Source organism: Clostridium porci, assembly GCF_009696375.1.
Classification (GTDB): domain Bacteria; phylum Bacillota; class Clostridia; order Lachnospirales; family Lachnospiraceae; genus Enterocloster; species Enterocloster porci.
Map to the genome: position 1 here is coordinate 16,577 of NZ_VUMD01000018.1, position 22,070 is coordinate 38,646.

Annotated in this window: 23 protein-coding genes; 22 read left to right on the forward strand and 1 reads right to left on the reverse strand. The window is 46.2% G+C overall.

Features of this window, described 5'->3' with window-relative positions; genetic code table 11:
• Positions 1-33: 33 nt before the first annotated feature.
• The 21 genes from FYJ39_RS16510 to FYJ39_RS16610 all read left to right on the forward strand — a co-directional run bounded on the left by FYJ39_RS16510 (position 34) and on the right by FYJ39_RS16610 (position 19,816).
• Entirely contained in the window at positions 34-858 is an 825-nt protein-coding gene (locus FYJ39_RS16510) for a TlyA family RNA methyltransferase (RefSeq protein WP_154473529.1), read from the forward strand.
• A 52-nt stretch (positions 859-910) separates the two neighbouring features.
• Positions 911-1,753, forward strand: a complete 843-nt coding sequence (locus FYJ39_RS16515) for an NAD(+)/NADH kinase (protein WP_154473530.1) — start codon at positions 911-913, stop codon at positions 1,751-1,753.
• A 16-nt stretch (positions 1,754-1,769) separates the two neighbouring features.
• Positions 1,770-2,222 carry an arginine repressor gene (argR, locus tag FYJ39_RS16520; RefSeq protein WP_154473531.1) on the forward strand — a complete coding sequence of 151 codons (453 nt, stop codon included), beginning with the start codon at positions 1,770-1,772 and terminating at the stop codon, positions 2,220-2,222.
• Between the two features lie 31 nt (positions 2,223-2,253).
• Positions 2,254-3,912: a DNA repair protein RecN gene (recN, locus tag FYJ39_RS16525; protein WP_154473532.1), complete on the forward strand. Its 1,659-nt coding sequence runs from the start codon at positions 2,254-2,256 to the stop codon at positions 3,910-3,912.
• A gap of 159 nt (positions 3,913-4,071) precedes the next feature.
• Positions 4,072-5,349 (forward strand): SpoIVB peptidase, encoded by a 1,278-nt coding sequence (gene spoIVB, locus FYJ39_RS16530; RefSeq protein ID WP_154473533.1) that lies wholly within the window; start codon positions 4,072-4,074, stop codon positions 5,347-5,349.
• Positions 5,350-5,772: 423 nt separating this feature from the next.
• Positions 5,773-6,591: a sporulation transcription factor Spo0A gene (gene spo0A / locus FYJ39_RS16535; RefSeq protein WP_287848623.1), complete on the forward strand. Its 819-nt coding sequence runs from the start codon at positions 5,773-5,775 to the stop codon at positions 6,589-6,591.
• A 97-nt stretch (positions 6,592-6,688) separates the two neighbouring features.
• Complete coding sequence (gene glgA, locus FYJ39_RS16540) at positions 6,689-8,134, forward strand: glycogen synthase GlgA (RefSeq protein ID WP_154473535.1); 1,446 nt, start codon at positions 6,689-6,691, stop codon at positions 8,132-8,134.
• A 37-nt stretch (positions 8,135-8,171) separates the two neighbouring features.
• The gene (locus FYJ39_RS16545; RefSeq protein ID WP_407923858.1) at positions 8,172-8,711 is read left to right on the forward strand and encodes an HD domain-containing protein; all 540 of its coding nucleotides are present in this window, start codon (positions 8,172-8,174) and stop codon (positions 8,709-8,711) included.
• A gap of 24 nt (positions 8,712-8,735) precedes the next feature.
• Complete coding sequence (locus FYJ39_RS16550; RefSeq protein WP_353847362.1) at positions 8,736-9,194, forward strand: divergent PAP2 family protein; 459 nt, start codon at positions 8,736-8,738, stop codon at positions 9,192-9,194.
• 47 nt (positions 9,195-9,241) lie between these two features.
• Positions 9,242-9,796: a putative ABC transporter permease gene (locus FYJ39_RS16555; RefSeq protein ID WP_154473536.1), complete on the forward strand. Its 555-nt coding sequence runs from the start codon at positions 9,242-9,244 to the stop codon at positions 9,794-9,796.
• Between the two features lie 53 nt (positions 9,797-9,849).
• A complete protein-coding gene (locus FYJ39_RS16560) occupies positions 9,850-10,458 on the forward strand; it encodes a Maf family protein (RefSeq protein ID WP_154473537.1) in 609 nt (202 codons plus the stop codon).
• Complete coding sequence (locus FYJ39_RS16565) at positions 10,451-11,236, forward strand: HAD family hydrolase (RefSeq protein WP_154473538.1); 786 nt, start codon at positions 10,451-10,453, stop codon at positions 11,234-11,236. The genes FYJ39_RS16560 and FYJ39_RS16565 overlap by 8 nt, the downstream gene beginning before the upstream one ends.
• Positions 11,237-11,249: 13 nt before the next feature.
• Positions 11,250-12,251 carry a peptidyl-prolyl cis-trans isomerase gene (locus tag FYJ39_RS16570; protein ID WP_287848621.1) on the forward strand — a complete coding sequence of 334 codons (1,002 nt, stop codon included), beginning with the start codon at positions 11,250-11,252 and terminating at the stop codon, positions 12,249-12,251.
• A 141-nt stretch (positions 12,252-12,392) separates the two neighbouring features.
• On the forward strand, positions 12,393-13,781 hold the full coding sequence (locus FYJ39_RS16575; RefSeq protein ID WP_154473539.1) for a [FeFe] hydrogenase, group A: 1,389 nt from the start codon (positions 12,393-12,395) through the stop codon (positions 13,779-13,781).
• 579 nt (positions 13,782-14,360) lie between these two features.
• Complete coding sequence (gene agaB / locus FYJ39_RS16580) at positions 14,361-14,837, forward strand: PTS galactosamine transporter subunit IIB (RefSeq protein WP_154473540.1); 477 nt, start codon at positions 14,361-14,363, stop codon at positions 14,835-14,837.
• A gap of 12 nt (positions 14,838-14,849) precedes the next feature.
• Positions 14,850-15,647, forward strand: coding sequence for a PTS galactosamine transporter subunit IIC (gene agaC, locus FYJ39_RS16585; protein WP_154473541.1), 798 nt, complete (start codon positions 14,850-14,852; stop codon positions 15,645-15,647).
• The gene (gene agaD / locus FYJ39_RS16590; protein WP_154473542.1) at positions 15,637-16,440 is read left to right on the forward strand and encodes a PTS galactosamine transporter subunit IID; all 804 of its coding nucleotides are present in this window, start codon (positions 15,637-15,639) and stop codon (positions 16,438-16,440) included. The genes agaC and agaD overlap by 11 nt, the downstream gene beginning before the upstream one ends.
• A gap of 15 nt (positions 16,441-16,455) precedes the next feature.
• Entirely contained in the window at positions 16,456-17,337 is an 882-nt protein-coding gene (locus FYJ39_RS16595) for an HAD family hydrolase (protein WP_154473543.1), read from the forward strand.
• Positions 17,334-18,503, forward strand: a complete 1,170-nt coding sequence (locus FYJ39_RS16600) for an SIS domain-containing protein (protein ID WP_154473544.1) — start codon at positions 17,334-17,336, stop codon at positions 18,501-18,503. Before FYJ39_RS16595 ends, FYJ39_RS16600 begins: the two co-directional genes overlap by 4 nt.
• Positions 18,504-18,516: 13 nt before the next feature.
• Positions 18,517-18,948: a PTS sugar transporter subunit IIA domain-containing protein gene (locus tag FYJ39_RS16605; RefSeq protein ID WP_195840466.1), complete on the forward strand. Its 432-nt coding sequence runs from the start codon at positions 18,517-18,519 to the stop codon at positions 18,946-18,948.
• 19 nt (positions 18,949-18,967) lie between these two features.
• The gene (locus FYJ39_RS16610; RefSeq protein ID WP_154473546.1) at positions 18,968-19,816 is read left to right on the forward strand and encodes a class II fructose-bisphosphate aldolase; all 849 of its coding nucleotides are present in this window, start codon (positions 18,968-18,970) and stop codon (positions 19,814-19,816) included.
• A gap of 179 nt (positions 19,817-19,995) precedes the next feature.
• On the opposite strand, the gene FYJ39_RS16615 is transcribed toward FYJ39_RS16610, so the two are convergent.
• Positions 19,996-20,724, reverse strand: coding sequence for a GntR family transcriptional regulator (locus FYJ39_RS16615; protein ID WP_154473547.1), 729 nt, complete (start codon positions 20,722-20,724; stop codon positions 19,996-19,998).
• A gap of 279 nt (positions 20,725-21,003) precedes the next feature.
• On the opposite strand from FYJ39_RS16615, the gene FYJ39_RS16620 reads away from it, so the two are divergent.
• Complete coding sequence (locus tag FYJ39_RS16620) at positions 21,004-21,975, forward strand: hypothetical protein (protein WP_154473548.1); 972 nt, start codon at positions 21,004-21,006, stop codon at positions 21,973-21,975.
• Positions 21,976-22,070: the final 95 nt, after the last annotated feature.

A 22,070-nucleotide genomic window follows, 5' to 3' on the forward strand; every position in this document is an offset into this window, starting at 1 on the left:
GGGACAGGCATAGAATTGCAGGGAGATAAAAGTATGAAAGAGCGTTTGGATGTGCTGATGGTGAAGCGGAGCCTGGCAGAGTCCAGGGAGAAAGCCAAGGCGCTGATTATGTCAGGAATTGTGTATGTAAATGATCAGAAGGAGGACAAAGCCGGCGCCGCCTTTGACGCTGAGGCAGTGATTGAGGTGAGAGGCAGCGCCCTTAAATATGTAAGCCGGGGCGGATTAAAGCTGGAAAAGGCCATAAGCCGTTTCGGCGTTGCTCTTGAAGGCAGGGTGTGTATGGACGTAGGCGCTTCTACCGGCGGATTTACAGACTGCATGCTTCAAAATGGGGCTGCGAAGGTTTATAGCGTGGATGTAGGGCATGGACAGCTGGCCTGGAAATTAAGGAATGACAGCCGGGTTGTCTGCATGGAGAGAACCAATATCCGCTATGTAACTCCTGGAGATATACCGGATCGGATTCAGTTTGCCAGTATTGATGTGTCCTTTATCTCTCTGACTAAGGTGCTGGGGCCTGTGAAGGAGCTTCTGACCGAGGAAGGGCAGTTGGTATGCCTTATTAAGCCACAGTTTGAGGCTGGCCGAAAGAAGGTTGGGAAAAAAGGCGTTGTCAGGGAGAAAAGCGTTCATCTTGAGGTAATTGAGAGGGTGCTCTGCTATGCTGCAAGTCTTGGCTTTGAGGCGCTGAATCTGGAGTTTTCGCCAATCAAGGGGCCGGAGGGCAACATTGAGTATCTCCTTTACCTTCAGAATCATCCTCAGGGGGAACATGTGGAGGCAGGAAGCTATAACCAGATGGCGGAGGAGACGGCCAGGGTTGTGGAGGAAGCCCATGGGGAGCTGGATAAGTAGCAGTGGACACAAAGCATATGCTTGCACAAACAAAACGGCGGGAGCCTGACTTATGAGACATTTTTATATAATTGCCAATCTGGATAAAGAATATGCAAAAGACGCCCAGGCCTTCATTAAGACCTATCTGGAAGCCAAAGGCGCGGTATGCCGCTTTCAAAGGGCTGACAATAAGGAGGGAGGCGGCGCCCACACAAGGGCCGAGGAGGTGCCGGAGGATACAGAGTGCGTTATTACCATCGGCGGAGACGGAACCTTGATACAGGCGGCCAGGGATCTGGCGGGAAGGAATATACCTATGGTGGGAGTGAACCGGGGGCATCTGGGCTATTTAAACCAAGTAAGCCGTCAGGAGGATATGGCTCCTGTGATGGACGCCCTTCTGGAAGACCGTTATCACCTGGAACGGCGTATGATGATTAAGGGAACGGTCTGCCATGAGGGAAAGACAGTTCTGGAGGATATTGCCTTAAATGAGATTGCGGTAACTAGGCTGGTTCCTCTTAAGGTGCTGCGCTACAATGTGTATGTAAATGATGAATATCTCAACGAGTACGCCGCGGACGGAGTGCTGGTGGCTACCCCCACAGGCTCCACCGCCTACAATCTGTCAGCGGGCGGGCCTGTGATTGCGCCGGCAGCTAGGATGATGGTCCTTACGCCTATTTGTTCTCATTCCTTAAACGCCAGAAGCATTGTGCTGGCTCCAGAGGATAAAATACGGATCAGGCTCTTAAATAAAGGCCAGGTAGTGTCCTTTGACGGGGATACGTTTATGGAGCTGGCAGAAGGGGACAGTATTTGGATAGAAGGCTCTCAGATGCAGACGGTTATGGTAAAACTGAGGCAGATATCATTTATGCAGAATTTAAGCAATCATCTGGCTAGGATGTAAGGAGGACAGGCAGTTCATGAAGGTAGAGCGTCACAGTAAGATTGTGGAATTAATTGGGAAATACGAAATAGAAACTCAGGAGGAATTGGCGGTAAAGCTGAACGAGGCCGGCTTTAACGTGACTCAGGCTACCGTATCCAGAGATATCAGGGAGCTGAAACTGACAAAGATGCAGGCGGAAAGCGGGCGTCAGCGCTATATGGTGTTGGAAAGTCCCGGAGGAACCTCTGCTATTAAGTTTATCCGAATTTTAAAGGACGGCTTTGCATCCATGGACATGGCCCAGAATATTCTGGTGATTAAGACGGTATCCGGCATGGCTATGGCCGTGGCTGCGGCTTTGGACGCTATCCAGTTTACGGAGATTGTGGGATGTATTGCGGGTGATGACACCATCATGTGCGCGATCCGCAGCGTGGACGACACGATTATTGTGATGGAAAAGATCAAAAAAATGGTGGAGGACTAGGGTGTGTACCATAAGGAAGAAGGGGTGAAGGATGTTACTGGAGCTGCATGTAAAGAATTTGGCTCTCATTGAGAAAGCGGATGTGGAATTTGGTGAAGGGCTCAATATACTTACAGGAGAGACAGGAGCCGGAAAATCTATCATCATTGGCTCTGTAACCATGGCTTTGGGGGGCAAGGCCTCCAGGGACAGCATACGCCAGGGGGCGGAGTACGCTTATATTGAGCTGGTTTTTGAGCTCCGGGGAGAGGAGAAGCTGCGCTCCTTAAAAGCGCTGGACGTAGAGCCTGCGGAGGACGGACTGGTAATCATATCCAGGAAAATCATGCCTTCCAGAAGCGTAAGCAAAATTAATGACGAGACTGTGACAACGGCTAGGCTGCGCCAGATTACAGGTATTCTTCTGGACATTCACGGCCAGCATGAGCACCAGTCGCTGCTGTACAAATCCAAACACCTGGAGATTCTGGATGCTTATGCAAAGCAGACGACGCTGCCTGTTAAGATGAATATTGGTAAAGAATATCAGATCTATCGAGCGCTTAAGGAGCGTTTGGAGGGTTTGGGACTGGATTTGGAAAGCCGCGTCCGGGAGGCGGATTTTCTGAGGTTTGAGATTCAGGAGATAGAGGAGGCCAATCTAAAGGAAGGGGAGGAGGAGGCTCTTGCCGCTGCCTACCGCCGCTTTGTCCATTCCCGGAAGATAGGGGAGAGCCTGGGAGCTGCTTATGGGGCTCTGGAGGGAGAGTGGCTTTCCAGAGCCTTGAAGGAAACCGGGCAGGCGGCGGAGTTTGATGGGGCATTGGAGCGTCTGAGGGATCAGCTGTATGACGCGGACGCCATTGTTCAGGATGTGAGACGGGAAATATCCTCCTACATAGAGTCAATGGAGTTTGACCAGGAAACCTTTTTAGAGATAGAGGAACGTCTGGATTTGCTCCATAGTCTTCAGTCCAAGTATGGGGCTACGGTGGAGCTGATAAACCAGAAATTAGCTGAAAAAAGGAAACGCCTGGAGGAATTGGAGGATTATGACAATCGCAGGGAGCAAACAGAGAAGGAACTTGCTGCCTGCGTGAATCGATTGGAGGGATTCTGCGCACAATTATCAGAGATCCGTAAAAAAGCGTCTAAAGTATTGGTGAAGAAAATTAAGGATGGTCTTACAGATCTGAATTTTCTGGATGTGGAATTTGAGATGGAGTTTGAACGGCTGGAGCATTTTACCTCTTCCGGCTGGGATGAGGCTCAGTTTCTGATCTCTACTAATCCGGGCCAGCCTGTAAAGCCCCTTAAGGACGTGGCTTCCGGAGGCGAGCTATCCAGAATTATGCTGGCTATTAAGACCGTGCTGGCAGATACCGACGATATTCCTACAGTGATTTTTGATGAGGTTGATACGGGAATCAGCGGGCGTACGGCCCAGAAGGTGTCGGAAAAGCTGAGACTGATTGCAGGGAGCCATCAGGTGATTTGCATCACCCATCTGCCTCAGATAGCGGCTATGGCGGATTCACATTTTGAAATTGCAAAAACTTCCAGAGAAGGAAGGACGCTGACAACCATCCGCCTGCTGGACAGAAGGGAGTCCATACAGGAGCTTGCAAGACTTTTAGGAGGTGCGAAGATAACAGAGGCGGTTCTGCATAATGCGGAGGAGATGAAGGAATTGGCAGACAGAACAAAATAAAGCAGATTGAAATTCTCAGTACGGATCATACTAAGAAAGAGGCAATGGGCATGCTTCTTTCTTTTTTTTAGCCTTTGAGGTCAAACCACTGTGGGAAATACATGTCCGGCGCCCTGAATGTAATGATATTAGAGTATGACTATATAAGGAGGCAGGGCAATGAAAGGAAGATCAAATTATTACCGGTGGCTGGGGCGCGTGTTCTGGCTGGCTGTTTTGACTGTTACAGGATACACTTGGTATTACATGGATCAGGTAGTGCCGGACAGGGTGAGTATTATTGAGAATCAGGAGGAGGAATTTTCCTTTGGCCTGCCGCTTAAGGCTACTATTTCCAGTGAGAGCCAGGAGGTAGCTTTGGGAAATGAGAGTAACATTCCCGCCGATCAGATTACCATAAGCGGCAGAGAGAAATTTTCTATGTTTGCAGGCCGTCAGGGAAGCTATCAGGTAGGCCTTAAATTGTTTGGGCTTATTAAATTAAAGGATATTCAGGTGGATGTAGTAGATACCAGATATGCCATCCCCTGTGGCAGTCCCATTGGAATATATCTCAAGTCCGACGGTGTGATGGTCATTGGCACCGGGAGAATTACAGGCAGCGACGGGACGGAGTCGGAGCCTGCCTATGGGATTTTAAAATCGGGGGATTATATAGAAGCATTTAATGGGGAGCCTATGAATACCAAAGAGGATCTCATACATGCGGTAAACGAGTCCCAGGGCCAGGATAGCGTGATATCAGTACGCAGGGACGGGGAAGAGGTGGATGTGAGTGTAAAGCCGGTAGCCGGATCAGACGGGCAGTATAAGCTTGGCGCATGGGTGAGGGATGATACCCAGGGAATCGGAACAGTTACTTATGTGGATATGAATGGAAACTTTGGAGCCCTGGGTCACGGAATCAGTGACAGTGACACAGGCGCTTTGGTGGAATCAGCAGAGGGAGCCCTTTATACTACGGAAATAATGGGGATTGAGAAGGGAGCCATTGGCAAGCCTGGGATGCTGTCAGGTGTGATTTATTACGGGCCTCAGTCTTATATGGGAGATATCAGAGCCAATACGGATGAAGGAATATTCGGGACCGTGAACCAGCAGTTTAAGAAACAACTTACAGGAGAACCGCTGGAAATTGCTTGCAGGCAGGACGTGAAGCCTGGAGCCGCGTTCCTAAGGAGCGATATATCGGGGGAGCTAAAGGATTATGCCATTGAAATACAGAAGGTGGATACTAATTCCAGCCATAAGAATAAGAGCATGGTTATAAAGGTGACAGATCCGGAGCTGATTGGGCTGACAGGGGGGATTGTACAGGGCATGAGCGGCAGCCCGATTATACAGAATGGTAAGCTGGCCGGGGCCGTAACACATGTGTTTGTACAGGACGCCACCAGAGGGTACGGTATACTGATTGAAAATATGCTGGAGCATTGAGGCCTCCTAAGACAAAAAAGTTTATAATTCACCAAATTAATAAGAGGAAAATTCATGCCAACTGCGTTATATAGTTGTGCCTGTCGAGTTATTGAATTATTGTGATGCTGTGGTAAAGCGGCAAAATATTTGTTAAACCGTCAAAAGGTGACAAAAAAATTTAAGAATTTATTACATTTGCGTTAATTGACACCAAAAATAATTGCATTTTATTACTGGAGATGTTACAATTTCTAAATCGACAGGTGTTGAATTTGTCTAAAGATGCGACCACCAAAGATTGCTATATGCTAAGGGGAGCATATATAATTGAATGTGCAAGAAATAACGAAGGATATGGGTTTTTGTAAACACAGGGTCGATAAGCAACTGATAGATTCAAAAGGTAGTGCAGGCGTGTAAACAATGAAGGAGGTAAAAAAAGTGGAAAAGCTGAACGTTGCGATTGTTGATGACAATCCATTGATTCTGAATACGCTGGATGAACTGATTAGCTCTGAGGACGGATTAGAGGTAATCGGAAGGGCAGATAATGGGGCAGATGCCATTAACATGATCGTGAATACCACGCCAGACATTGTATTGCTGGACTTGGTAATGCCGAAGATTGACGGCATATCTGTTGTAGAGAAGGTTAAAAGCGATCATACATTTCTGAAAAATCCTGCGTTTATCATACTGAGTGCAGTAGGCGGGGAGCAGATGACAGAAGATGCTTTTAGGGCAGGCGCCAATTACTATCTGATGAAACCATTTGACAAAGAAATTCTGGTAAACAAAATACGTCATATCGGTAAGCTTCCAAAGCATCAGCAGGCGGGCAGGGCAGTAAGCGCTCCTTATGAAACAGGAGAGGAAGTACATGTTTCCAGAGAGGAATACATGAAGGCGCACTTGGAGGACGATATTACAAAAATGCTCCATGAGCTGGGAATACCGGCCCACATTAAGGGATACCAGTATCTGAGAGATGCCATTGCCATGTCGGTGGAAGATCAGGAGATGATGAGCTCTGTGACGAAAATTCTGTATCCTTCCATCGCAAAGAGAAACCAGACAACAGCCAGCCGGGTGGAGCGTGCTATACGCCATGCCATTGAGGTTGCGTGGGGCAGAGGGAAAATGGAAACCATTGATGAGGTTTTTGGCTATACAATCAGCACAGGAAAAGGCAAACCTACGAATTCTGAATTTATTGCTTTGATATCGGATAAAATTCTCCTGGAATACAAGAAAATATAAAATAATTTCACCAGAAAAACCTTCCTAAATCAGGAGATTTAAGGTATACTAAAGAGAAAGGCATAAGGAACCTGTCGGACAGGAGAGGGAGGTTTGTATGAAGAAAATACTATTTGCGGCTTCAGAGGCGGTACCGTTTATCAAAACGGGAGGCTTGGCGGATGTGGTAGGTTCTCTGCCAAAGCGCTTTGATAAAGCGTATTTTGATGTGCGTGTCGTGATCCCAAAGTATCTGTGCATGAAACAGGAATGGAGGGATAAGCTGGAGTACGTGAACCACTTTTATATGGATTATCTGGGGCAGAGCCGCTATGTGGGAATCCTACGGTATGTTCATGAGGGTGTGACCTTTTACTTTATTGACAATGAAAGCTATTTTAACGGGCCAAAGCCATACGGCGACTGGTACTGGGATTTGGAAAAATTCTGTTTCTTCTGCCGGGCTGCCTTATCTGCCCTGCCGGTAATTGGGTTCCAGCCGGATGTGGTTCATTGCCATGACTGGCAGACCGGATTAATTCCGGTGCTTTTAAAGGATCGGTTTCATGAGGGCGAATTTTACCGAGGCATGAAATCCGTTATCACCATCCATAATTTAAAATTCCAGGGAGTGTGGGATGTAAATACCATACAGCGTTTTACAGAACTGCCCGATTATTATTTTACTCCGGATAAGCTGGAGGCATATAAGGACGGCAATTTGTTAAAGGGCGGAATTGTGTTTGCGGACGCTATTACAACTGTAAGCGGTACTTACGCGGAGGAAATTAAGATGCCCTTCTACGGCGAGGGTCTGGATGGCCTTATGAGAGCCAGGGCCGGAAGCCTGCGAGGCATAGTCAATGGAATTGACTATGATGAATTTAATCCGGAGACGGATAAGTACATCATTCAAACCTACAATGCAAGGAATTTCCGCAAGGAGAAGGTAAAGAATAAAAAGGCACTTCAGGAAGAACTGGGGCTGCCTGGGGATGAGAAAAGGTTTATGGTGGGAATCGTATCCCGCCTTACCGATCAAAAGGGTCTGGATCTGATTCAGGGAGTGATGGATGAGCTGTGCAATGAGAATTTGCAGCTTGTTGTTCTGGGAACCGGAGATGAGCGGTATGAGAATATGTTTCGCCATTATGACTGGAAGTACCATGATAAGGTATCCGCGCAGATTTATTATTCGGAGGCCATGTCCCACAAGATTTACGCGGCGTGCGATGCCTTTCTTATGCCCTCCCTCTTTGAGCCCTGCGGCTTAAGCCAGTTGATGGCTCTGCGCTACGGTACGGTTCCCATTGTCAGAGAGACAGGCGGCCTTAAGGACACGGTGGAGCCCTATAATGAATTTGAGAGTAAGGGCACCGGCTTCTCCTTTACGAATTACAATGCTCATGAGATGCTGGGAAGCGTGCGGTATGCGGAGTATGTCTACTACAGCAAGCGCCGTGAGTGGAATAAGATCATTGACAGAGCTATGGCCAGGGATTATTCCTGGGGGACATCAGCAGGCAAGTACCAGGAGCTTTACGATTGGCTGATTGGTTATTGACAATCCACCTTAAATATCAGATAATGAACTGTAGTATGTGGGAAAACAGAAAGGTGCGATCTGGATGGAACCATCGGTAATTGCGGAATATACCGGGGATGAGGAATATATGGAGTGTGTAAAGGATATTCTCGACAGTTCTGTATTTCATTCTCTTGATAAATATATACAACACGGAACGACTACCTGCAAGGATCATAGTATACAGGTTTCATACCTGGCATATAAGCTGTGTAAACGGTTTGGAGGAAATTGGAGAAGCGCTGCGCGGGCAGGGCTTCTCCATGATTTGTTTTTATATGACTGGCACACACATGCCAGAGAGACAGGCAACCATTTTCATGGCTTTACCCATCCAAGGACCGCCTTTCAAAATGCGCAGGCTTATTTTGAGCTGTCCTGGGAAGAAGGGGATATCATTCTCCGGCATATGTGGCCCTTAACCCCTATACCGCCCGCAACCAGGGCGGGCTTTGCGGTGACTTGTGCAGATAAGGTATGCAGTGCTGTGGAAACCACAGCCCGGTTGAAAAGCTGGGTTTTGCTGTGTTTCCTGGCCCGGCCGGCCAGAAGGTAGTGAAAGGGGACAGAGAAAAATACGATGGATGTATGGTCACAGATGCTTGGCAATCAGGTTCTTGTAAGTGCAGTAACAGGCTGGGTTGCAGCCCAATTTTTAAAGACGCTGATTGACTTTGCATTAAATAAAAGCTTTAACGCGGAACGTCTGGTAGGCTCCGGCGGTATGCCAAGCTCCCATTCAGCTACGGTTTGCGGCATGACTACAGCTGCAATGCTGAAATACGGAACCGGCTCCTTTGAGTTTGCCATATCCTTTGTCTTATCGATGATCGTTATGTATGACGCAATCGGAGTAAGACGTGAGACCGGAAAACAGGCAAAGCTTTTAAACTCCATTTTGATGGAGAATCCATTGAAGCTCAACGCGGAGGTGCTTCAGGAAAAGCTGAAGGAATATGTGGGCCACACTCCCCTGCAGGTAATGGCGGGAGCTATTCTGGGGATTGTGCTGGCCCTGGCGATAAATCCGTGCTTCTGATTTGGCGGGGGAATTAGCTATATGAAACAGGAAGGACAGAAGACATTATGAGTATATATGGTTTCATAAACTGGTTTTTTATGTACAGCTTTATTGGATATTTGCTGGAATGCGTTGTATTGAGCATTGAATATAAGCGTCCTGTGGTGGACCGTGGCTTCGGCCATGGCCCCTTTTGTATCATATACGGTTTTGGAGCCTTAGGAGCCTGCCTGCTGTTAAAGCCGGTGTCAGAAAGGCCCTTGGAGCTTTACGCTGCTTCTATGGCCATGGCAACTACTATGGAACTGGTAACAGCCAATATTATGGTACGCCTTTTCGGCGCTTTCTGGTGGGACTACAGCCATAAGCGCTTTAATTACAAAGGTATGGTGTGTCTGGAAAGCAGCCTGGCCTGGGGACTTTTAGGGTTATTTTTTTTCTATTGTCTGGATAATTGGGTGCGTTCTATGGTAAATAGTATTCCGCGCTACTTGGGAACTGTTTTGGCTGTTGGGCTTACCATGTTTTATCTGGTGGATTTTCTGTACTGCCTGCGCCTGCGCCTGAACGGCCTGGACGAGGATGAGGAGAAGGCTGTGGGACGTCTTAAAATATATTAAAATAGAAAGCTAAGCCTTTCCGTACCTGCACGCTTTTAAAGGAGAATGACAAAATGACTGATAATTGGATGGGATTTCATGTAGTGCTGGCCTCCGCCTCACCTAGACGCAAGGAGCTTTTAGCCCAGTTGGGAATTGAAGCGGATATAAGACCCAGCCATGTAGAGGAGGAGAGCTGGGAGAAGAAGCCGGATCAGATTGTAATGGAATTATCCAGGCAGAAGGCGGAGGATGTGGCTGCCGGCTGCTGTGAGGGTACGATGGTCATTGGTGCGGACACGGTAGTAGCCCTTGGAAATGAGGTGCTGGGTAAACCGGGGACTCCTATGAGAGCCTATGAGATGATTGAAATGCTTCAGGGCAGAAGCCATCAGGTATTCACGGGAGTAACGGTGCTTTTATGTCTGGGCAGAGGGAAATGTCATGGAATTACCTTTGCGGAGCGCACAGATGTGCATGTATATCCTATGACAGCGGAGGAAATAGCTGCTTATGCGGCCTGCGGCGAGCCTCTTGATAAGGCGGGGGCTTATGGCATCCAGGGGAGGTTTGCCGCTTACATTCAGGGAATCGCCGGAGATTACTCCAATGTGGTTGGCCTGCCTCTGGGAAGGCTTTGCCAGGAAGTAAAAAGACTTTTGGAGGACAGGGAAGATGATTAAGCTGATTGTATCTGATGTGGATGGAACCCTGGTGGAGGATGGATCGCCGGAGCTGAACCCTGAGATTTTTAAAGCTATTCTAAAGCTGAGGGAAAAAGGCCTTCAGGTAGTAATTGCCAGTGGAAGGCCCTGGGCCAGTGTGCAGAAGGCCTTTGAGCCTGTAAAGGAAAAGATATTCTATGTGTCCAATAACGGCGCTTATGTGGGCTGCTATGGAAGATGTCTCTACGCCTACTCGATTGAGCCTTCCATGGTGAAGCGGCTGATAGAAAGGGTTCGTCTTTATCCGGAGCTGGAAATCGTCTATGCCGGTGTTAACGGAGACTATGTGGAGACAGAGAATGAGGCTCTGTGCCGCTGGCTGGTAGACAGCTATAAGTTTAATCTGATTCGGGTAAAGGATCTGCTGGCAGTGGAGGAACCCTGTGTGAAGATATCTGTCTATAAGCCCCAGGGGATCGAAGCCGCAGCAAGGGATATTTACGAGGAATTTAACACGGAGCTAAAGGTGGCCTGTGCCGGAGATATGTGGATGGATTGTATGGCCAAAGGCGTTAATAAGGGACATGCAGTGAAAATGATTCAGGAAAGTCTGGGGATTACTCCCCAGGAAACCATGGCTTTTGGAGATCAGCTCAATGATCTGGAGATGCTGGACAGGGCTTATTATAGCTTTGCAGTTGCCAATGCCAGGGATGAGGTTAGAAAGGCTGCCCGGTTTCAGGCAGACAGCAATGTGAACAATGGAGTGCTTAAGATCCTAAAGCAGTTGCTTTGAAAGGAGCTTGTCAGTGTATAGATACAGAGGCGGCAGGAGATCCATGGATGGCTGGCTGGCCGGATTAGGTATGGGAATTTTGGGTATGGCGGCAGCCATAGGCCTTTTAGGATGCGCAAAAAAAACAGTGACCCATGAGAGAATGGAGACAGTGGAGAAGGAGTACTCCAGAGGTCAGATAATGGTAATCGCAGCTACGGAGCGGAACCGGTATCAGAATGTCTATACAGATCGGCTGTGGGCAGCTCAGGCGGATTCCAGCGGCATTACCTTTGAGGATAAGCTGAAAGGGCAGATAGAACAGTTTCTTACAGAGCTGGCAGTCATCAATCTGATGGCAGATGAAGAAAAGGTGGAGCTGACAGGACAGGAGAAGGATTCCCTTCAAAGGCTTTCTCAGGAATACTATGGCAGCTTGACACAGCCTGATAAGGAATACATTGATATAAGCGAGGAGGAGCTTTATCAGCTGTATTGTGAATATTACAGGGCGGATAAGCTGGTATCGGAGCTTACAAAGGAGGAAAACCTGGAGGTTAGCGATGCGGAGGCAAAGGTGATTCAGGTACAGCAGATCGCTTTGGACACAGCAGATGAGGCTCAGCTTGTACTGGAGCAGGTTCGGAGGGAGAAGGCGGATTTTGCCGCCATCGCGTCCAAAAATTCCAAGGATGGACAGATTAACTATACCTTAGAGTGGAGCGAGGATATGGAGCCTTTGGGACAGGCTGCATTTGAACTGGAGCAGGATGAGATCAGCGGAGTAGTGGAGCAGGATAACAGATTTTATATTCTAAAATGTACCAATGCCTATGATGCCAAGGCCACTGCGGAGCGAAAAAGCCGTTTGTCCAGAGAAAAGAAAACTCAGACATTTTTAAGCTTTTATGAGCCCTTTGTGAAGGAATGCCATGTTAAGCTGAAGGGGAATATCTGGGATATGATTGATTTTTCCCAGGGGGAACAATGCCGGACAGATAGTTTTTTTATGCTGTATCATAGCTATTTTGATTAATCAGAATAAAGTTTGAAAACCTGTGCTTGAGAGGCATGGGTTTTTTTCATTTTAGGGAAATAAAGATTGACAATAACAATAATAATAATTATTATTAATATGTATAGCCATTCAATGCTTAACGAAAGAGAGGATTAAATTATGAGTCAACATTTGCCGCCAGAGGTAAGAGTACCGATCGACAGGGATAATGTATCAATCTTTAGGGATGAGGAAACATGCATCAAATGTGGCCAGTGTCGGGATGTGTGCCGGGATTACATAGGGGTGTTAGGGAGCTATGAGCTGTCAAAGACAGGAGACAGGGCAATCTGTGTTAACTGCGGACAGTGTGCCAACGTCTGTCCGGTGGAAAGCATTCGGGAGCAGCCGGAATATGGTATGGTGGCTGCTGAGGTTATGGATTCGGACAAAGTAGTGATTGTTTCTACATCCCCTTCCGTACGTGCTGCTTTAGGAGAAGAGTTTGGCATGGACAAAGGAAGCTTCGTTCAGGGAAAGATGGTGGCTCTTCTTCGTGCCCTGGGAGTGGATTATGTGCTGGATACGAGCTTTGGGGCGGATTTGACCATTGTGGAGGAAGCTAGCGAGCTGATTGAACGTATTACAAAGGGAAATAAGCCTTTGCCACAGTTTACCAGCTGCTGTCCTGCCTGGGTAAAGTTTGCGGAGATTTTTTATCCGGAAATACTTCCTCATATATCCACTGCCAAAAGCCCTATTGGTATGCAGGGACCTACTATTAAGACGTACTTTGCCAAGAAAATGGGCATTGATCCGAGCAAGATTGTCAATGTAGCAGTGACTCCCTGTACGGCCAAGAAGTATGAAATTCGCAGGGAGGAGATGAGGGCGGCAGGAAAATACCTGGGAGTGGAGAATATGAGGGATATGGATTATGTAATTACCACCAGGGAGTTGGCCCAGTGGGCCAGAATGAAGAACATTGATTTTTCAGCTTTGGAGGATTCAGAATATGACAGGCTTATGGGCCAGGGTTCCGGCGCAGGGGTTATTTTTGGCAATACAGGAGGCGTGATGGAAGCAGCGCTGCGGACTGCATACGAATATATGACCGGGGAAAAGGCTCCTGAGTCTCTTTATCAGTTAGAGCCAGTAAGAGGTATGGAAGCTGTGCGTGAAGCCAGCCTGATAGTGGGAGATATGAAGGTGAATGTAGCTGTGGTCTATGGAACAGCAAATATTCGGGGCCTTATTGAGCAGATAAAGAATCAGAAGAAGGAATATCATTTTGTGGAAGTGATGACTTGCCCGGGCGGATGCATTGGAGGAGGCGGACAGCCTAAGGATAAGGAATATGAGGGAGATGCCCTAAGAGAGAAGCGTATTCAGAGCTTGTATCAGAGAGATGAAGGTATGAAGCTGCGATCAAGCCATGAAAATGAGGAGATTAAAGCGCTTTACCGGGAGTTTTACGGAAGGCCTCTGAGCAGTTTGGCGGAGGATATGCTCCATACCTCTTATGGAGATAAGAGCAGGCAGCTGAACGGAGATTTTTCTATAATGTAGTATATAACAAAGCTGGGGCAGTCCTTGTGGATAGCCCCGGTTATCTGCGTGTGTGCCCGGCGGCGTAAGTTCTATCCGAGACAAGTCCGGAATCATTGTTTCATAGAAGATTCAAGGAGGGATGTTTCCCAAAATTATGTGGTGTTGGCAAAAAGAAGAGGCACGGCAGACAAAAGCCGATGGAATTGACGATGAGAAATAAAGTTATCATAAACATGCGTGCGGTTCATCTATGCATTACAGCGCAGGGAAGACGGTAGGTGTATTTATGGCAGGAAACCAAACTTTGGCCGGGGTGGTTCCTGCCATAAATGTTTTCTGGTATTGGAGGTATGATACCACAGGGAGCAATATAAAATCATCTGTTGTGAAATGCATCAGATAACGTTTTATTGTTTCCTTGTTTATAATAAAAAAAGATGATACCAATGGTAGGATTGGTATGTTTTTTTCTATGGGATTACGGCGTGTATTGGACGGTAATTGTGCAGAATGTAGACAAATAATAGAAAAATTTGATAATATATGGTTAAAGAAACTAGAACAGGCTCTGGAACAGTAGGGAAAGGGGAGAGGAAAATGTCAGAACCTAATATTTTAATGACGAGGATTGATAATCGCTTGGTTCACGGACAGGTAGGGGTGACGTGGACAAAGACGTTAGGCGCAAACCTGATTGTCGTAGCAGATGATGGAGTAGCAGAAGATCCGCTCCAACAGCAGCTCATGCAGGTAACAGCAGAGAGCTCTGGCGTAGGAATACGTTTTTTTTCAATTCAGAAAACAATCGAAGTGATTCACAAAGCGTCCTCAAAACAAAAAATATTTATCGTCTGTAGGACGCCGAAGTCAGTGAGAAGGCTGTTGGAGGGAAATGTGCCAATTCAAGAGGTAAATGTAGGAAACATGCATTTTGAAAAAGGGAAACGTCAGATAAGCAAAAAGGTTTATGTAGATGACAAAGATATGGACGATCTGCTGGCTATTCAAAAGGCGGGAGTTAATATATACATACAGGATGTGCCGGGAGACGTCAAGGAAGCAATTAAAGAATAAGGGGAGAAGAGTATGGAAATTACATTAGTACAAGGATTAGGAATGGCCTGTATGGCCGTTATCGTAGGACTCGATTTCTGGCTGGAAGGGTTCTTTATCTTTAGGCCGATTATTGTAAGTACACTGACCGGATTGATTTTAGGAGATCTTCAGTTGGGGCTTTTAACAGGTGGTATTACAGAGCTGGCATTTGCAGGGCTGACTCCCGCAGGAGGCACACAGCCTCCGAATCCGGTTTTAGCCGGTATTATGACCACTGTAATTGCCTACACAACCAAGACAGAGGCCACAGCCTCTATGGCCCTGGCTCTGCCATTTAGTTTTCTGATGCAGTATGTAATATTGTTCTTCTATTCCAGCTTTTCTTTGTTTATGAAAGGAGCTGACGCGGCAGCGGCAAAGGCCGACGTAAAAGGTCTTGTGAAAATAAATGTGATTTGTTCGGCTATTGTGGCAATTACCTATGGTATCGTAGTGTTTGCCTGTGCCTATGTTGCCCAGGGAGCAATGAAGGCGTTAGTGGAATCCATGCCAGAATGGCTGACACATGGCTTTGAGGTAGCTGGAGGCATCCTTCCGGCAGTTGGCTTTGGAATGCTCCTCAAGGTAATGCTGAAAGCGGAGTTTGTTCCATACCTGCTGATTGGGTTTGTAATCGCCAGCTTCCTGCAGTTTTCCAATCTGTTACCAATTGCACTGGTGGGAGCTGCGCTGGGAATTTTGGCCTACAACGCAGATAAGGATAAAGCAAGGATCATGAAGCTCATGAAAGCATCAGGCTCAGAGGAGGATGAAGAGGATGGAATCTAAAGGCGGTAAAGTTTTGACCAAAGGGGATATTACGAAATTGGGGTTTATGTCCAGCTTCCTGCAGGCGGGATTTAATTATGAGAGAATGCAGGCCTCTGGATTTACATTGGCCCAGTTGCCGGCTCTAAAAAAGATCTATAAGGAAGATCAAGAGGGGCTGGCGGCAGCGATGACTGATAATTTGGAATTTATTAATACGCATCCAAACCTGGTTGGTTTTTTAATGGGGCTTCTTATATCCCTGGAGGAGGCAAAAGAGAATCGGGCGACAATTAAGGGCCTTAAGGTGGCTCTGTTCGGCCCGCTGGCTGGTATTGGAGATGCAATCTTCTGGTTTACCTTTTTGCCAATTATTGCAGGGATCAGCGCCTCCCTGGCAATGGCAGGTAATGCATTAGGCCCTATCTTGTTCTTTACGTTTTATCTGGCTGTGTTTTTTCTTCGTATTTTTTGGACGCATTTGGGTTATAACCTGGGAACAAAGGCGATCTCTGTTATCAAAGATCAGTCAGAGGTAATCGGAAAGGCAGCCACCGTATTGGGGATTACTGTAATGGGAGGACTAATTGCCTCCTACGTTAAAATCCATGTTATTACAGAGATTGTAGTAAATGAGGCTAAAACGGTTAATATACAAACGGATTTCTTCGATATGATATTTCCAAATCTCCTTTCCATTGGATATGTATTTTTAATGTTCTTCTTCTTAAAGAAAAAAAGAGTAAGTCCGGTTGTACTAATTGTGTTTACATTTATCCTGTCAATTATATTGTCATTCCTTGGGATCTTATAGGAAGGGAACCGCGCAATGAAATTATTTGTCAGCGATCTGGACGGGACGTTGCTGAACGGGGCGTTTCAGATCAGTGATGCCAACAGAGAGGCCATTGAACTGATAAGCAAATATAATATCCAGTTTGTAGTGGCTACAGGCAGAATTTACCATGACGCCGCAATGATCTTCCAGAAGTATGGAGTGTCACCTTATATCATTGCCAGTAATGGAGCATGCATCTTTGATGATAAGGGAAGCCAGATATTCGGGTGCTGTATTCCTTATGCTGAATTAAAGAAAATCATAGCATATCTGGAGAAAATCCAGGTATGCTATGGAGTTGGCAACAGCAGATACTACATAGCTCCGCTTAAATGGGAGCAGATGCTGGATCAGGAAGCAAAGCGGCTAAAGGCGATGGGACAAGGCATTGCAGAAGAAACGCTCCGGTTTGCCAAGATGGAAATGTTGACCCAAAATGGGTTTAAGGTTATGGATATTGTGGACGAGATAAAGAGAGGCCCCATAGACTGCTATAGTATATCAGTTGTTACCTATGATCAGGAAGCGATACAAAAGATTATAAAGTATGTAGAGCAATTTGAAACAATGGCAGTCACTCCTTCGGGCTCTCATACAATGGAAATTATGAGTAAAGAGGGGACAAAAGGAAATGCCCTCAGATACTTGGCAGACCGATTGGATGTAAAGCCTGTGGATATAGCGGCGATTGGAAATAGCTTTAACGATCTTTCCATGCTCCAATATGCAAAGATATCCATTGCCATGGGAAATGCAGAGGATGAAGTAAAAGCCGCCTGCAGGCTGTGTACAACAGACTGCTCTGAAGATGGCTTTGCAGCTGCTGTGACGGATTTAATAAATAAAATAGGTAGGAGGAGATCACTGCTATGATATTAGGATATGAGGAAGAAAAATGGAAGAAGTTGGGAGGTGAATTTACTGCCAGGGAGATAATGCAGCAGCCGGAGGTATGGCTTAAAACCTATGAGCTGGTAAAAGCGCTGGAGCCACAGATTAAGGCGTTTCATACTCAATATATTCAAGAAGGCTCAAGAATCATTTTCGCCGGAGCGGGCTCCTCTGATTATATAGGAACGATTATCAGTCATACGATCGGTAAAAAGCTGAAAGCTCAGGTTATGGCGGTTGCCACAACGGATATTGTATCAAATCCGGAGGATTGTATTGACAGAGATCAAAAAACAGTTCTGGTTTCCTTTGCCCGTTCTGGCAATAGTCCAGAGAGCGTCGGAGCCTTCCGGCTGCTTCAAAAGCATTTGAAGGATATACGGCATGTTGTAATTACCTGCAATAAGGATGGAAACCTGGCTCAAATAGCCCGGAAGGATAAGGACAATTTCGTGCTTGTTTTGCCGGAGGAGACAAATGACATAGGCTTTGCTATGACTAGCTCCTTTTCCAGTATGCTGCTGGCAGCTCTTTTATTTTTTGATATTCGCCATATCGATCAGAATAAAACATATGTAGAAGCTATTTCCAGAGAAGGGAAGCTTATTTTAGATACCAGGTGGAAGCAGGTAAAGGCGCTGCTTACAGAAAATGTTGAAAGAGTCATCTATCTGGGTTCAGGCTGTCTGAGAGGCCTGGCAAAAGAACTGGCGCTAAAAAATATGGAACTGACGAATGGAGCTATACCAGCTATGCATGAATCAATTCTGGGATTTCGTCATGGCCCAAAGACCTTTATGAATAACCACGCGCTGGTTTTAGTTCTCGCTTCAACAGATCCATACGTAAATCAATATGAAAAGGATTTGATTGACGAGATAGTCCGTGACAGCGGAAGCCATAAGCTGGCAGTTTTCAGAGGCAATCAAGCTGATTATCACGAGCCTCAGTGCGTGCAGCTGACAGTAGAAACCGAAGCTGTGCCGGAAGCTTACATGCTTTTTGGGTATCTTCTGTATGGGCAGATTCTGGCTTTATTCAATTCTGTTCGTATGGGGGTGACTCCAGATAACCCCTGTCCAGGAGGAAGTGTGAACCGTGTTGTGAAGGGCGTTATTTTACATGATGAATGTTATACTGGCCGTTAAGGGGGAGCAAGCTATGGTAGGAATGATTATAACGGGGCATGGAAACTTTGCCTCTGGGCTGTTATCAGCGCTGAAGCTGCTTTTGGGGGAGCCGCCCCTTGTATGGGCTGTGGATTTTTCTGAAGACCAAAGTACCGATGAGTTAAAGGAAAATTTGTTAAAGGCTGTGAGCCATTCCGAAGAGTCTATTTTGATTCTGGCAGATATTAAAGGAGGCTCTCCCTATAATCAGTCTGTGCTCATAAAATCCGAACTAACTAAAAGAAACATAGAGGTAGTGTCTGGAACCAACCTTCCAATGCTGATTTTGGGAGCTTTGGAGCGAAAAGATAAGACCGTAGAAGAAGTAGCAAAGCAGGTGCTTGTTAATGGAAAAGCAGGCATTGACCAGTTTATATTGAAAACGAATTTACAAACAATATCTGATAGGGATGACGGGATATAGAGAGCGAGGGGAGATCAGTATGCCATTATGCACGACAAAGGAAATGCTGCGTAAGGCGCAGTCGGGAGGCTATGCGGTCGGAGCATTTAACGTAGAAAATTTAGAAATGATGCAGGCGGTTATTCTGGCAGCCAGAAGGGCGAAGGCACCGGTTATTTTGCAGACAACGCCATCTACTGTTAGATACGCTTCTCTGGAAAGCTTTTTCGCTATGGCAGAGGCGCAGGCAAGAGAGGAAGAGATTCCCATTGCAATTCATCTGGATCACGGAAACAGCTTTGAACTTGCGATGCAGGCGTTTCGATGTGGATATACCTCCATTATGATTGATGGCTCTCATGAAGCCTTTAATAATAATATTGCGTTGACCAAGGCTGTGGTGGCCGCCTGCAGCGCAGCCGATATACCTGTTGAGGCAGAGCTTGGTATGGTGGGAGGAAAGGAGGATGATCTGGAAGGGGATGGCGGAGGCTATACCGAACCAGATAAGGCTGCCTATTTTATTGAACAGACAAAGGCGGCTTCCCTTGCAGTGGCAATCGGAACTGCCCACGGCGTTTACACCTCAGTTCCAAGGCTGGATTTAAAGCGGCTGGAAGAAATCAAAGCGGCGGTAGACGTGCCGCTGGTTCTTCACGGTGCGTCAGGGCTCTCAGATGGCTCCATTAAGGAAAGCATAAAAAGAGGAATCTGTAAAGTGAATTTTGCAACTGAACTGAGAATCGCATATAGCGATGGAATAAAGAATGCCTTAAAACAGGGGCCTGATGTGTTTGATCCCAAGAAATATAACGAAGAAGGCCGTCGGCGTGTTCAGGATTTAGTGTTAAACCGAATGGAAGTGTTAGGATGCTTAGGAAAGGCATAATTTCATTTTCTAAAGGGAGTCCTTCTAAAACGAAAAGCAGAATTTCCAAGTGGTTTTTATGGCTGCTTGGAAATCCTGCTTTTTGTGCGGATGTTTGTGAAGCTCTGTTTGACGGCAGCCTGTGCTGATTTTAATAGCTATCATTTTTTTGGTTGGGATATGGGTGGGGGGGGGGGTGGCTATGGATTAGAAGGGGAGTTATTGCGGAAAGCTACTTTAAATATATATTTGTCCCCCCTTACGGTAGACTTTGTGTATTCGATAATTAAATCATCCTCATAGCTGAAACGCTCCAGGAGGATGCAGGGAGTGGAAGAAGAAATTTGCAGGAGCTCCTGCTCCATGCTGTTGGCTAAAACAGGACGGAATGTCTCAGTGGCATATTCCACCTGAAAGTCATACTTATCACGTAAATAAGCGTAGAGAGAGCCCTGCTCCAGCTGAGCTGTGTTAATTTTTATAAAACGGCTCTTAGGGAGATAGGTGGTCTCAATCATGAGTGGATAATCTTTTGCTGAACGAAGACGAACGATTTTGTGAAACACTGAATGGACCGGATAGCGCAGCTTGGCAGCCAGGGATTTGTCCAATGTAATCAATTCATAGCCTACGATGTCATTGCGTATCAGGATATTGCTGTTTTTTAATTCATCGGTAAATGAATAAAATTTAGTCAGAGGCTGTTCAAATATCTGAGGCTTTACGAAGGTGCCATTTCCATGTATGGTAAAAATATATCCCTCTTCTTTTAGCATATTCAGCGCCTGCCGTATGGTAGAGCGGCTTACATGGTATTTGTCACACAGCCATCGCTCTGCCGGAAGGTGGGAATTTTCAGGGTATTCACCTGATTTGATCGAATCTAATATATTCTGATAAACAAGTTTATACAAAGCAGTATCTGACATAATCGTTGTTTCCTTTTCAAAGTTATTAGTCATATTCAATAAAAACATCTGTAAATATTTTATTATACTAGACAATATATTGCAAGATATTTATATTTTTTAAACGATATTTTTTTACAAGATTCTGAAAGCATTTTTCCATGAATCCTTGTGACTTTGATATTAATCTGCTGGGATAAGAAAACGCTGGGTGAAAGTAAGAAAGTTTGGCATGTTGCTTCAAAATTGAGATAAAGTGTGCTATGATGGAGGCATAACCATGGGAGAAGGAGAATTCTTATGAGAAAAACGGGAATATTTGCAGTAATTGTAGGACTGGCTCTGGCAATGACGGCATCGGTATCTTTCCTGTCATTTGCAAAGGAGGAGAGAGATCCGGTAGACACCATTGAGCTTTCCTTTTACTCTGATATCAAGGCCGGTGAGGCCGGGGGGAAAGTTGATGTGACTCTGAACAGCGGGCAGTGTTCTGTCAGCAGCGTTGATATAGTCAATGAAAGGGAATACTGGCTGGGTGGAGATAAGCCAAAGGTGGAGGTTTGGCTGTCGGCAGACAGAGGTTATTATTTTAAAAAATCGGGGAAAAGCGCCTTTCATTTCAGCGAGAACGGGGATAAGGTACACTATGTATCCAGCTCATCTAAAAACGATAAGGAGGAGTTGAAGCTTACCGTAACCTTGGAAAAGCTGGATAAGGAGGATGCTGACTTAAGCGTCAGCGGTCTTGCCTGGGATGAGGATAGAGGCATTGCCAACTGGGATTATCAGGATATAGCCCAGTATTACAGAGTGCGCTTATGCCACCGGAATACGGGAAGCGGTAACGGTGAGGAAGGAATCGGCCCTGTCTACACTGTGAAAGAGAATAGCTTTGATTTTTCCGGGGAAATTTCAAACACAGGCTCCTACTACTTTAAAGTAAAAGCCGTAGATGCCCGGAACAACAGCGGAAGCTGGGATGAATCTCCTTATATGGAGATAGATGAGGAGGATATAATACGCTTCAGCGGCCAGTGGATGCAGGATTCTAAAGGCTGGTGGTTCAGAAACCCAGACGGCAGCTATACAAAGAAGGGCTGGCAGTGTATCCGCTCCAAATGGTATTTCTTTGATGAGGCGGGATATATGAAAACCGGCTGGATTCCATGGGGCGGCAAGCTTTATTACTGTGGGGATAACGGCAGCATGCTGGTTTCTACAATCACTCCTGACGGCTTTGCCGTAGGTGCGGATGGCGCCAGGATCAATTAAAGCTTCCATATAGGTTCAACAGTTACATACATAAATTGTTAAGAAATGGCTATCCTTATATCAGTGGAAAAACTGATACGAGGAGGTCATTTTTT